The organism is Comamonas humi (genome assembly GCF_054782535.1).
Map to the genome: position 1 here is coordinate 63,968 of NZ_BAAGSH010000001.1, position 11,204 is coordinate 75,171.

13 protein-coding genes are annotated in these 11,204 nt (G+C 62.8%); 7 read left to right on the plus strand and 6 right to left on the minus strand.

Going from position 1 to position 11,204, the window contains the following annotated elements:
- Positions 1-150: 150 nt before the first annotated feature.
- On the plus strand, positions 151-705 hold the full coding sequence (locus ACYVKR_RS00325) for a purine phosphoribosyltransferase family protein (RefSeq protein ID WP_460478710.1): 555 nt from the start codon (positions 151-153) through the stop codon (positions 703-705).
- A 5-nt stretch (positions 706-710) separates the two neighbouring features.
- Here ACYVKR_RS00325 and ACYVKR_RS00330 read toward each other — a convergent pair whose 3' ends face one another.
- From ACYVKR_RS00330 to ACYVKR_RS00340, 3 genes are all read right to left on the minus strand, one after another.
- Positions 711-1,187 carry a Crp/Fnr family transcriptional regulator gene (locus ACYVKR_RS00330; protein ID WP_460478711.1) on the minus strand — a complete coding sequence of 159 codons (477 nt, stop codon included), beginning with the start codon at positions 1,185-1,187 and terminating at the stop codon, positions 711-713.
- Between the two features lie 735 nt (positions 1,188-1,922).
- Positions 1,923-2,483 (minus strand): acyloxyacyl hydrolase, encoded by a 561-nt coding sequence (locus tag ACYVKR_RS00335; RefSeq protein ID WP_460478712.1) that lies wholly within the window; start codon positions 2,481-2,483, stop codon positions 1,923-1,925.
- A 178-nt stretch (positions 2,484-2,661) separates the two neighbouring features.
- Positions 2,662-3,189, minus strand: coding sequence for a Spy/CpxP family protein refolding chaperone (locus ACYVKR_RS00340; RefSeq protein ID WP_460478713.1), 528 nt, complete (start codon positions 3,187-3,189; stop codon positions 2,662-2,664).
- 178 nt (positions 3,190-3,367) lie between these two features.
- Between ACYVKR_RS00340 and ACYVKR_RS00345 the strand changes: the two genes are divergently transcribed.
- Positions 3,368-4,408, plus strand: a complete 1,041-nt coding sequence (locus ACYVKR_RS00345; RefSeq protein ID WP_460478714.1) for a recombination-associated protein RdgC — start codon at positions 3,368-3,370, stop codon at positions 4,406-4,408.
- Positions 4,409-4,430: 22 nt separating this feature from the next.
- Here ACYVKR_RS00345 and cueR read toward each other — a convergent pair whose 3' ends face one another.
- The 3 genes from cueR to gstA all read right to left on the minus strand — a co-directional run bounded on the left by cueR (position 4,431) and on the right by gstA (position 5,826).
- Complete coding sequence (gene cueR / locus ACYVKR_RS00350) at positions 4,431-4,883, minus strand: Cu(I)-responsive transcriptional regulator (protein WP_460478715.1); 453 nt, start codon at positions 4,881-4,883, stop codon at positions 4,431-4,433.
- A gap of 8 nt (positions 4,884-4,891) precedes the next feature.
- On the minus strand, positions 4,892-5,089 hold the full coding sequence (locus tag ACYVKR_RS00355; protein WP_460478716.1) for a heavy-metal-associated domain-containing protein: 198 nt from the start codon (positions 5,087-5,089) through the stop codon (positions 4,892-4,894).
- Between the two features lie 137 nt (positions 5,090-5,226).
- Positions 5,227-5,826 (minus strand): glutathione S-transferase family protein, encoded by a 600-nt coding sequence (gene gstA / locus ACYVKR_RS00360; protein WP_460478717.1) that lies wholly within the window; start codon positions 5,824-5,826, stop codon positions 5,227-5,229.
- A gap of 287 nt (positions 5,827-6,113) precedes the next feature.
- Between gstA and mnmG the strand changes: the two genes are divergently transcribed.
- The 5 genes from mnmG to ACYVKR_RS00385 are packed head-to-tail and all read left to right on the plus strand — an operon-like array spanning position 6,114 to position 11,099.
- On the plus strand, positions 6,114-8,096 hold the full coding sequence (gene mnmG / locus ACYVKR_RS00365; protein ID WP_460478718.1) for a tRNA uridine-5-carboxymethylaminomethyl modification enzyme MnmG/GidA: 1,983 nt from the start codon (positions 6,114-6,116) through the stop codon (positions 8,094-8,096).
- Complete coding sequence (gene rsmG / locus ACYVKR_RS00370) at positions 8,093-8,755, plus strand: 16S rRNA (guanine(527)-N(7))-methyltransferase RsmG (RefSeq protein WP_460478719.1); 663 nt, start codon at positions 8,093-8,095, stop codon at positions 8,753-8,755. The genes mnmG and rsmG overlap by 4 nt, the downstream gene beginning before the upstream one ends.
- Before the next feature lie 39 nt (positions 8,756-8,794).
- Positions 8,795-9,574: a ParA family protein gene (locus tag ACYVKR_RS00375; RefSeq protein ID WP_460478720.1), complete on the plus strand. Its 780-nt coding sequence runs from the start codon at positions 8,795-8,797 to the stop codon at positions 9,572-9,574.
- A gap of 47 nt (positions 9,575-9,621) precedes the next feature.
- On the plus strand, positions 9,622-10,170 hold the full coding sequence (locus ACYVKR_RS00380; protein WP_460478721.1) for an RBBP9/YdeN family alpha/beta hydrolase: 549 nt from the start codon (positions 9,622-9,624) through the stop codon (positions 10,168-10,170).
- 2 nt (positions 10,171-10,172) lie between these two features.
- The gene (locus ACYVKR_RS00385) at positions 10,173-11,099 is read left to right on the plus strand and encodes a ParB/RepB/Spo0J family partition protein (RefSeq protein WP_460478722.1); all 927 of its coding nucleotides are present in this window, start codon (positions 10,173-10,175) and stop codon (positions 11,097-11,099) included.
- The last annotated feature ends 105 nt before the right edge of the window (positions 11,100-11,204 follow it).

Sequence of the window (11,204 nt, forward strand, 5' to 3'; positions counted from 1 at the left end):
TTATCGAAGCACCGGCGGCATGCCGATCCACAGGCTATTACTACCAAAACAATAGCTGTTTGCGCTTGTCGTTATTGGGCTGGATGCCATTTTTCCATGAAATTCATGCCGTTGACTATCATGGACGCTTTGCATCCTGCACCACCGCCCATGCAAGCACCCGACGTCACGGAATACCTCCGCCACCATATCCGCACCGTGCCGGACTGGCCCGCCCCGGGCGTGCAGTTCCGCGATATCACGCCGCTGCTGCAGAACCCGCGCGTGTTCCACGTGCTGATCGATGCCTTCGTGCACCGCTACATGGACCGCGACCGCCGCCCGGACGTGGTGGCCGGCCTGGATGCGCGGGGCTTCATCCTGGGCTCGGTCATCGCCTACCAGCTCAAGGTGGGCTTCGTGCCGATCCGCAAGAAAGGCAAGCTGCCCTTCACCACGGTGGAGGAAACCTACGAGCTGGAATACGGCAGCGCCACGGTGGAACTGCATGCCGACGCGGTGCAGCCCGGCGACAAGGTCCTGCTGGTCGACGACCTGATCGCCACCGGCGGCACGATGATGGCTGGCAAGAAGCTACTGGAAAAGCTGGGTGCCCAGGTGACGGAGGGCGCCGCCATCGTCGACCTGCCCGAGCTGGGCGGCTCGCAGCGCCTGCGCGATGCCGGGCTGCCGCTCTTCACCCTGGTCGACTTCGCTGGCCACTGATCCCATCAGGTGGCCGCAATGCGGCGCTTGCGGTCGCCCACGCGCTTGGCCAGCACCGAGCCCACGGCCATGGTCACCGCCAACGCCAGCGACGGCTGGCGGTTGCTCAGCTCGCTGAAACGGATCGCCGGCAGCCCCCAGAGCCGGCAGGCTGACATGGCCTGCACCGTCGCATTGCGCGGCCGGTGCGAAAAGAAGGCGCCTTCGCCCACCACCGAACCCGGCCCGACGATGGCCAGGCGGATGCGCGACTGGTCATCCTCGAAATGCACGCTCAAGGTACCGCTCTCTATGAAGAACAGCGTGCGCTCCTGGCTGCCCTGGGGAAACAGCACCTGCGACGCCGCCAGCACCGTGGGAGACAGGTAGGGCGAGAGCAGCTCCCATTGCGCAAGCGTCAAGGGGTTGCTCATGCCCTCTTCCTCCTGGCAGCGGTGGACGGCCTGGATCAGCCCCCCCAGATCCGACTTGTTCGAATACATGCCCTGTGCTCCCTCAACCGTGGTTCGACGCCGGCGGGCCTCAGAGGACCACGCCAGGCAGCTGGCTCGACAGTCTACACAGCCCGCCGCCCGAAGGCATCTCCAGGCCAACGCCAAATCGCCCTCCTTTTCACATAATGAAAACAAAAGCCGTGCGGCGCTGCTCCATGGACAGATCTGTGGATATCTTGCATGACAAATCCAAGTTATCCACAAATCAGGCCTTCAACCCAAAATTATCCACAAATCAGGTACAAACTGTCCCTGCCCGCAGGAACAGGGTTGGAAGTTATCCACATATTTGATTTTTCTGGAGAATTTTGACTTATCCACAAAAGGCAGCGTCCTCTACTACTATCTACTAATCTATTAAAAGAAATACAAGAGAAACCAGAAGAAGACCAAAACGCAGAGAAATTTTCGTATTGTGAAATATTTTGGATTTTCTTGGTCGACGAATCTGCAGAGCAGCCGTCTTTGGCAAGGTCTCACACGGGCGCTGTGCATAGTTTTCCGCCTGCGACCGTTCTCGATCCCCTGGCCGACGTGAAACCACGCGAAACCCGGCGGCTGGTTCTAGAACGGCACTTCATCCCAGGCCGAAAAAACCAATAAATTTCGCAATATGAAAATGACAACGAAAAAGCCGCCATGGCGTGAACCATGGCGGCTGGGGGTTGGGTACTGCCTGCTGCGTATAAGCGTCGCTAGACGCCCGTGCAGCGCGTTGTAGCGCTAGAAATGGCGTGCGTAGCGCAGTTGGACGAAGTTTTCCCCAGGATTGGGGGACTTGATGCCGGCGTTCGAGAAGTGCTCCAGCCGGACCGACCACTCGTTTTCACGCCGAGGGCCCGAGAAGAAGCCCGCGCCAAGGTGGGTGCCGAAGTTGAAGGCTGTGGAAAAGTCCTTGTCCCGGCTGTGGTAGACACGGTTGGACAGGAAACCGCCAATGCCGGCCTCCACAAACCAGGGAAAACTGCTCCCGCTGTGCAGGCGCAGCGTGGGCGCCAGACCAAGCACCACGATGTTCTTGCGGGAATCGTCGAGCAGGTGCGAATTCCACACCGCCAGGCTCATGTCCCAGTGGGCCGTGATCAGGTGGCTACCCCAGCGGGAGTACCAGGCCATCGGCACCGTGGAACCCACCGTGAGGGAACGGGCGCTTTCTTTGGCGGCGCCCGCCTGCATATAGAGTGTGGGCGCCTGGCGGGAATCAAGGAACTGGGCCTGGGCAGAGCCCAGGAAGCCTGCCGCACCGATGGCCGCTGCAATGGGAAGTAGAGGGCGTGGAAACATGGCCGGTGTTGTAAGTTAGGTTGCACCTATCATACTTCTGGAGCTTGCGCGGCGCTTTTCGCCCCATAAAAAACGCACATGGAAACCATGTGCGCGGGGGCTGTGAATCCAGCAGGGCCTGTGGGCGGCATTCGCTATATTTTATGTAGCAATACTCCCAAGAGGATAAAGGACCTTATCAGGATGCACTTGGCTTGTCATGCGGGCCGTGGTGGCCGCCATGGTGCCGGCCGAACATCTTCAGGCTTTGTGCATCGAAGGTTTTCTGCTGTTCAGGCGTCAGCGTGGCGTAGAAGGCCTTGGTGGCCTGGCCGCGGCGTTCGGCATCGGCCTGGTGCTGGCTGCGCATGGTCTGCATGGCATCGATGCGCTCCGGCGTGGTCATGGCGGCAAACGCCTTGCGGTCCATGGGCGGTGCGGTACGCTGCTGCGGCTTCATGGCTGAGACATAGGTGGTCCAGGAAGCTTCCTGGCTGCCGGAAATCTTCAGCGCCGATTTCAGGCTCTGCCAGTGCTGCTCCATGCGGGCCTGCCGCTCTTCCTTCGAGCCATGGTGCCGGCGGTGCTGCATGCTGCCGTCTGCCGCCGTGGCAGATGCGGATGGCGCTGCACCGGGACTGCTCTCAGGCGCGGTCTGTGCCAGGGCCGGCAAGGCCATGACGGCGAAGATGGCGGAGGCAATGGTGTTGCGTTGCAAAAGCGTCATGAGGACTCCTTTCTTGATAGCGTGCATAGCAGTGTGCGCAGCGCATGTAAGTGAGGGATACCGTCTTGGTATGGGTGTGTAAAGAGTTGGCAACATTTTTGGATCACCCGCCAGCCCGGCCGCCGCAGGCATGCGGGCACAATACACGGCAATCAAATAGTGCAGAGGAATTTCCTACATGTTCAAGAACATGATCATCTACCGCATCGCCGAAGCCTGGCAGCCCGACTGGGAGGCGCTGGAGGCGGCGCTGGCCAAACAGGTGTTCGAGGAATGCGGCGCGACGCAGGAGCAGTCTTCCGGTTGGATGCCCCCGCGCGGCGAAGCCCATGGCGCGATGGTGGAGGTGGTGAACGGCCAATGGATGATGCGTTTCGTGACCGAAAGCAAGATGCTGCCGGCCTCGGTGCTGGCACGCAAGCTCAAGGAACGGGTGGCGCACATCGAAAAGGCCGAAGGCCGCAAGCCGGGCAAGAAGGAAGCGCAGGACCTGAAAGACGAGATCAAGCTCGACCTGCTGCCCATGGCCTTCACCAAGCAGGGCGGCATGTGGGTCTGGATCGATCCGCAGGCGCGGCTGCTGGTGCTCGATACCGGAAGCCAGTCCCGCTCCGACGAAGTGGTGACCGCACTGGTCGAGGCGTCGCCGGGCTTTGCGGTGGCCTTGCTCGATACGCAGACATCGCCGCAGGCGGCGATGGCGCATTGGCTGCATAGCCAGGAGGCTCCCGCCGGCTTTTCGATCGACCGCGAATGCGAACTCAAGAGCGCCGACGAGGCCAAGGCCGTGGTGCGCTATGCGCGCCATCCGCTCGACATCGACGAGATCCGCGCCCATATCGATGCCGGCAAGATGCCGACCAAGCTGGCCATCACCTGGGATGACCGGGTATCGCTGGTGCTGACCGAGGGGCTGCAGCTGAAGAAGGTCGCCTTGCTCGATGTGGCGCTGGAAGGGCAATCCCAGTCGGGGGACGACGCGGGCTTCGATGCCGATGTGGCCATTGCCACCGCGGAATTCAGCCGGCTGATTCCGGACCTGCTGGAGGCGCTGGGCGGCGAGGGCCGCACGGAATTGGGCGTGCCGGCACCCGCGCAGGCGCCCATCGCACAAGCCCCGCAGGCCGCGCCCCTGCCTCGCCCGGCCGCGGGTCGCGGCACCATCACCGGGCCCCGCGAAGCGCCGGCGGACGCCGACCCGGCATCGATGCCGTTCTGACGGCAAACGCTGCCCGCCTCTGCTAGGCGGGCGGCGAAGCCAGATCGTCCAGGATCGGGCAATCGGGCCGGCCATCGCCATGGCAGGCATGCACCAGCTGCTTCAGCGTGCGCTGCATGGCCTGCATAGCGGCGATGCGCTCGCTCAGGTTCTGGATGTGCTGCTGAGCAATCTCCTTGACCGAGGCACTGCTGCGTTGCCGGTCGTTCCAGAGGCTGAGCAGCAGCTGGATCTCCTCGATGGAAAACCCCAGATCCCGGCTGCGGCGAATGAACTGCAGCGTATGCACATCGGCTTCGGTGTACATGCGGTAGCCGTTGTCCGAGCGGTGCACCACCGGCAGCATGTCCAGCGACTCGTAATGACGGGCCATGCGTGCCGAGATACCGGCCAGGGCCGCTGCGCGGCTGATCGATACCGGCCAGCGCACCGGCGCGGACACCGCCTTCTTCTGGTGTTGGGTGCTCTGCGTCATGGCCGGCATCAGCCGATGACCTGGTAGCCTTCGGCTGCAATGGCCGCGGCAACCTTCTCTGGCGGCTGGGTGGACTCCACGGTCACCTGGCCTTGTGCACGGTCGATACGCACCTGGGCGGTTGCGTCGAGCTGCTGCACGGCCTGGGTGACGGCTCGCTCGCAATGGCCACAGGTCATGCCTTGGACATTCAGGGTGTATTGCATGGAAATTCCTTGTCAGCAGATGGTTGGGATGATGCGCATATGGTGGATGTTGACATGATGTCAATGTCAACACCTTCCATCGAACCATAGAAAAAGCCGCTGTTTCACGTGAAACAGCGGCTTGGTCGTGGTCGAGATTACTTCTCTTCTGCTATCGCCTTTTGCACAGCGGGACGGGCGGCGATGCGCTCCAGGTAGTGGTTCAGGTTGGGCAATGTGGAAATATCGATACCGACGACGCGGGTCCAGTTGCAGACGGTGAAGAGGTAGCCATCCGCCACGGTGAATTGGTCGCCCATCAGGAACTGCTTGCCTTGCAACTGCTGTTCAACGAAACCCAGGCGCTTGAGGATCTGTGCCTTGGCCTGTGCCTTGGCTTCATCGGACGTGCCGGGTTTGAACATCGGTCCGAAGGACTTGTGGATCTCGGTGCCGATGAAGGTCAGCCACTCCTGCAGCTTGTAGCGTTCGAAGGTGCCATTGGCGGGAGCCAGTTTCGAGGCCGGGGCCTGGTCGGCGATGTACTGAACGATGGCTGGGCCTTCGCGCAGGCGATCGCCGTTGTCCAGTTCCAGTACCGGCACGTAGCCTAGCGGGTTGATGGTGTAGAAATCCGTGCCATCCTTGAGCTGGTGGGTCTTGGTGCTGGCCAGTTCCAGCGTATAGGGCAGGCCAGCCTCGGCAAGCGCGATATGCGGAGAAAGAGAGCAGGCACCAGGCGAGAAGTACAGTTTCATGGATGCATTCCGAAAAGTTGGAATATTCATCCTAGCCTTTCTTGATGCACTTTGCTGAAGGGGTGAATAGAGGTTGCTTTGAAAGTGTTTCACGTGAAACAGGTGCGGGAAAACTCCGGTAACCACGAGAAAACCCTTAAACAATTAAAATAGACCCCATTTGGCAGTTTCCGGGCTGGCTGCGGCGGCCGACTGCCTGCATGTCATGGCAATTTCTCTGTAGGGCTCGAGAATATTTGCGTTGTGAGTCCCGCGGCAGACGCGGACCGAGCCCCGAACGAGGCCCTATGAGCCATACACCCTATACCTATCCACAAGAATTCGACGTGATCGTCGTCGGCGGCGGCCATGCAGGCACCGAAGCAGCGCTGGCAGCGGCACGCATGGGCAGCAAGACCCTGCTGCTCACCCACAATATCGAGACCCTGGGGCAGATGAGTTGCAACCCCAGTATTGGCGGCATCGGCAAGGGCCACTTGGTCAAGGAAGTGGATGCGCTGGGTGGTGCCATGGCCCTGGCCACCGACCACGGCGGCATCCAGTTCCGCATCCTCAATAGTTCCAAGGGGCCAGCCGTGCGCGCCACGCGTGCGCAGGCGGATCGCATCCTCTACAAGGCAGCTATCCGCGACATGCTGGAGAACCAGCCCAATCTGTGGTTGTTTCAGCAGGCCGTGGATGACCTGATGGTGGAGGGTGATCGTGTGGTGGGTGCTGTCACCCAGGTGGGAATCCGATTCCGTTCGCGCACTGTGGTGCTGACGGCCGGCACCTTCCTCGACGGCAAGATCCATGTCGGCCTGAACAACTATGCGGCCGGCCGCGCCGGCGATCCGCCGGCCGTGAGCCTGTCGGCGCGCCTGAAGGAGCTGCAGCTGCCGCAGGGACGCCTCAAGACCGGCACGCCGCCGCGCATCGATGGTCGCAGCATCGATTTCAGCCAATGCGAGGAGCAGCCGGGCGACGGCATGCCTGGTGGCGTGAATGAGGGCATTCTGCCGGTATTCAGCTTCATGGGCCATGCTGACATGCACCCGCGCCAGGTGCCCTGCTGGATCACGCATACCAACGAGCGCACGCACGAGATCATCCGCTCCGGGTTCGACCGCAGCCCCATGTTCACCGGCAAGATCGAAGGTGTGGGCCCGCGCTACTGTCCCAGCGTCGAGGACAAGATCAACCGCTTCGCCGACAAGGAAAGCCACCAGATCTTCCTGGAGCCCGAGGGCCTGACAACTAACGAGTACTATCCCAACGGCATCTCGACCAGCCTGCCGTTCGACATCCAGTACGAACTGGTGCGCTCGATGAGGGGGTTGGAGAACGCGCACATCCTGCGGCCGGGCTACGCCATCGAGTACGACTATTTCGATCCCCGCTCGCTGAAGAGCAGCTTCGAGACGCGGCAGATCCAGGGCCTGTACTTTGCCGGCCAGATCAACGGCACCACGGGCTATGAAGAGGCCGCTGCACAAGGCCTGTTCGCAGGCATCAATGCCGCGCTGCAATGCCGTGGCGAAGCCGCCTGGATGCCTCGCCGCGACGAGGCCTACCTGGGCGTGCTGGTGGACGACCTGATCACCAAGGGCGTGACCGAGCCCTACCGCATGTTCACAAGCCGTGCCGAGTTCCGCCTGCAGCTGCGCGAGGACAACGCCGACATGCGCCTGACCGAGGTAGGCCGAAGCATGGGCCTGATCGACGATGCGCGCTGGGAGGCATTCAGCCGCAAGCGCGACGCTGTTTCACGTGAAACAGAGCGTCTCAAGTCCACCTGGGTCAATCCGCGCATCCTTGAGGCCGCGGAGGCCGAGCGCGTGCTCGGCAAGGCCATCGAGCGCGAGTACAACCTGTTCGATCTGCTGCGTCGCCCGAATGTGAGCTACGAATCGCTGATGGGCATGGATGGCGGCAAGTATGCGTCTGCCGAGGTTTCACGTGAAACACTGGGCGATATCGGCCCAGCCGTGCTGGAGCAGGTGGAGATTGCCGCCAAGTATTCTGGCTACATCGACAAGCAGAAGGACGAGGTGGAGCGTGCTGCCCACTTCGAGAACCTGCGCCTACCGCTCGAGCTGGACTACATGCAGGTGACCGCCTTGTCGTTCGAGGTGCGCCAGAAGCTGCAGAAGCACCGGCCCGAGACGCTGGGCCAGGCCTCCCGCATCTCCGGTGTTACACCGGCGGCGATCTCTTTACTGCTGGTGCATCTGAAAAAAGGCGGCTTCAAGGGCTTTGCGCCGCTGTCTGACGCTACAGTGCTGGCATGACCGTATCGCTTGAATCATCGTTGCGCCAGGGGGCTGCGCAACTGGCGCTGCAGCTGGAGGATTCTCAGCTGGAGCAACTCATCGCGTTCATGGATCTGCTGCAGAAATGGAACCGCGTATACAACCTCACGGCGGTGCGCGACCCGCAGGAGATGCTGACGCACCATCTGCTGGACAGCCTCGCGGCCGTGGGGCCGCTGCAGCGCCACCTGCAGGGCCTGGATGTGGCGGAGCCGCGCCTGCTGGATGTGGGCAGCGGCGGTGGCTTGCCTGGGGTGGTCTTTGCCATCTGCCTGCCGCAGCTGGACGTGAGCTGCGTGGATACGGTGGGCAAGAAGGCCGCCTTCATCCAGCAGGTGGCGGCCAGCCTGCGGCTGAAGAACCTGCATGGTATCCAATCACGGGTAGAGCGGCTCGCGCAGTGCTATGACGTGGTAAGCTGCCGCGCATTTGCCGCGCTGCAGGACTTCACCGCCTGGTCACGCCAGACCCTGAAGGATGGCGCCTGGTGGCTGGCGATGAAGGGCAAGCTGCCCAGCGACGAGATCGCGCTGCTGGCGCCGGATGTCGTGGTTGAGCGGGTCGAGCCACTGGCCGTGCCGGGCCTGGATGCCGAGCGCTGCATCGTCTGGATGCGGCCGCGAGCGATCAGCGAATAGAACCGCAGTGCCTGTCACTGCCAAGCAAATGGAAAATCCATGGCAAAAATCTTCTGCATAGCCAATCAAAAGGGCGGGGTGGGCAAGACCACGACGGCCGTCAATCTGGCCGCCGGGCTGGCCCGGGTCAAGCAGCGCGTGCTGCTGGTGGACCTCGATCCCCAAGGCAATGCCACCATGGGTTCCGGTGTGGACAAGCGCGCGCTGACCACCACGGTCTACGACGTGCTGCTGGAGTCGGCCCATATCCGCGATGCGGCCGTGTTTTCCGACAAGTGCAAGTACTGGGTGCTGGGCGCCAACCGAGAGCTGTCGGGCGCCGAGGTGGAACTGGTCGAGCTGGAGCGCCGCGAGAAGCGCCTGCGCGCGGCGCTGGAGCAGGCGAAGGAGGACTTCGACTTCGTGCTCATCGACTGCCCGCCCAGCCTGTCCATGCTCACGCTCAATGGCCTGTGCTCGGCCCACGGGGTGATCGTGCCCATGCAGTGCGAGTACTTCGCGCTCGAGGGGCTGACCGACCTGGTCAACACCATCAAGCAGGTGCATGCCAACCTCAACAAGGACCTGCAGATCATCGGCCTGCTGCGGGTGATGTTCGATCCGCGCATCACGCTGCAGCAGCAGGTCAGCGACCAGCTCAAGGACCATTTCGGCGACAAGGTGTTCGACACCGTGATCCCGCGCAATGTGCGCCTGGCCGAGGCGCCGAGTTACGGGCTGCCGGGCGTTATCTTCGATCCGGCGGCCAAGGGCAGCCAGGCCTTCACCGACTTCGCCAAGGAGATGGTGCGCCGGGTCAAGAAGATGAAATTTGAATGAAATTGACCTCCAGGGCTTGTGCTACCTGCGCTAACAGCTATTGAAAAATGAGTATTCCTGCCACCTCCATCAAGATCCTGCCCGGCTGGCAAAGCAGCGGGCCGGGGCATTGGCAAAGCCTGTGGGAGGCGCAGCATGGCTACCAGCGGGTGGAGCAGCATGACTGGATGCACCCCAAGCGCGGCGACTGGTGCGCGCGGCTCGACGAGGTGGTGGTGGACAGCACCGGCCCGCTGGTGCTGGTGGCCCACAGCCTGGGCTGCATTCTGACGGCCTGGTGGGCCCGGCATTCGCACCACGTGGGCCGGGTGCAGGGGGCCCTGCTGGTGGCCCCTGGCGACGTCGAGCGGCCCGATCTGGCCGCCCAGATCACCGGCTGGGTACCCATCGCCATGCAGCGGCTGCCTTTCCCCTCCATCCTGGTGGGCAGCCAGGACGACCCCTATTGCAGCGCTGGGCGCGCCAAGGCCCTGGCGGACGCCTGGGGCTCGCGCTGGGTGGACCTGGGCGCACGCGGGCATATCAATGCAGAATCGGGCCTGGGCGACTGGCCCGCAGGCCAGGCCTTGCTGGCAGAACTGACGAAAGTGGATTGACGATGGCAACCAAGAAACCCAAAGGCCTCGGTCGCGGATTGGAAGTACTGCTCGGCCCCAAGGTGGAGGCCGCTCCCGCCGCCGCGCCGGTCGACGAGGCCCTGGTGCCGCACCAGCTCGCGCTGAGCGACATGGTGCCCGGCATCTACCAGCCGCGCACGCGCATGGACGAGGGCGCGCTGTACGAGCTGGCCGAGAGCATCAAGGTCCAGGGCATCATGCAGCCCATCCTGGTGCGCAAGCTCCAGGACGGCGCCGATGCCGGCAAGTACGAGATCATCGCCGGCGAGCGGCGCTTCCGTGCGGCGCGGCTGGCCGGCCTGGACCAGGTGCCGGTGCTGGTGCGCGAGGTGCCCGACGAATCCGCCGCCGCGATGGCGCTGATCGAGAACATCCAGCGCGAGGACCTGAACCCGCTCGAAGAGGCCCAGGGCCTGCAGCGCCTGGTCAAGGAGTTCGGCCTGACGCACGAGCAGGCCGCACATGCCGTGGGGCGTTCGCGCTCGGCGGCCTCGAACCTGCTGCGCCTGCTGCAGCTGGCTGAGCCGGTGCAGACCATGCTGATGGCCGGCGACGTGGACATGGGCCATGCGCGCGCGCTGCTGACGCTGGACAAGGCCACGCAGATCACCGCGGCCAACCAGATCGCGGCCCGCAAGATGTCGGTGCGCGAGGCCGAGAACCTAGCCAAGAAGCTGGCCGCCGAATTCAACCTCGCACCGCAGAAGAAGCCGCGCAAGGAAAAGTCCCGCGACATCCGCCAGGTGGAGGAGGAGCTGTCCGACCTGCTGGCCGCGGCCGTCGAGGTGCGGGTGAAGAAGCGCGTCAAGCGCCATGGCCGCATGGAGGACATGGGCGAGCTGGCCATCCATTTCGGCTCGCTGGACGAGCTCAACGGCTTGATTGACCGGCTGCGCGCCAGCGACTGACGAATGCGCCGCCACCATGAAAAAAAGCCCCGTTGCCGGGCAATGCCAGTCAGTTAAGCCAGAAAGCCAATTGATGCAGTAAAAGGGAACGTGTTCAACACGTTC

Bases quoted from the DNA above. Each gene is read 5' to 3' on its own strand.
- ACYVKR_RS00340 (WP_460478713.1), bottom strand. From the start codon at position 3,189: ATGACGCTTTTGCAACGCAACACCATTGCCTCCGCCATCTTCGCCGTC.
- ACYVKR_RS00355 (WP_460478716.1), bottom strand. From the start codon at position 5,089: ATGCAATACACCCTGAATGTCCAAGGCATGACCTGTGGCCATTGCGAG.
- rsmG (WP_460478719.1), top strand. From the start codon at position 8,093: ATGACCGTATCGCTTGAATCATCGTTGCGCCAGGGGGCTGCGCAACTG.
- ACYVKR_RS00345 (WP_460478714.1), top strand. From the start codon at position 3,368: ATGTTCAAGAACATGATCATCTACCGCATCGCCGAAGCCTGGCAGCCC.
- ACYVKR_RS00325 (WP_460478710.1), top strand. From the start codon at position 151: ATGCAAGCACCCGACGTCACGGAATACCTCCGCCACCATATCCGCACC.
- ACYVKR_RS00380 (WP_460478721.1), top strand. From the start codon at position 9,622: ATGAGTATTCCTGCCACCTCCATCAAGATCCTGCCCGGCTGGCAAAGC.
- ACYVKR_RS00335 (WP_460478712.1), bottom strand. From the start codon at position 2,483: ATGTTTCCACGCCCTCTACTTCCCATTGCAGCGGCCATCGGTGCGGCA.
- cueR (WP_460478715.1), bottom strand. From the start codon at position 4,883: ATGACGCAGAGCACCCAACACCAGAAGAAGGCGGTGTCCGCGCCGGTG.
- ACYVKR_RS00330 (WP_460478711.1), bottom strand. From the start codon at position 1,187: ATGTATTCGAACAAGTCGGATCTGGGGGGGCTGATCCAGGCCGTCCAC.
- gstA (WP_460478717.1), bottom strand. From the start codon at position 5,826: ATGAAACTGTACTTCTCGCCTGGTGCCTGCTCTCTTTCTCCGCATATC.
- mnmG (WP_460478718.1), top strand. From the start codon at position 6,114: ATGAGCCATACACCCTATACCTATCCACAAGAATTCGACGTGATCGTC.
- ACYVKR_RS00385 (WP_460478722.1), top strand. From the start codon at position 10,173: ATGGCAACCAAGAAACCCAAAGGCCTCGGTCGCGGATTGGAAGTACTG.
- ACYVKR_RS00375 (WP_460478720.1), top strand. From the start codon at position 8,795: ATGGCAAAAATCTTCTGCATAGCCAATCAAAAGGGCGGGGTGGGCAAG.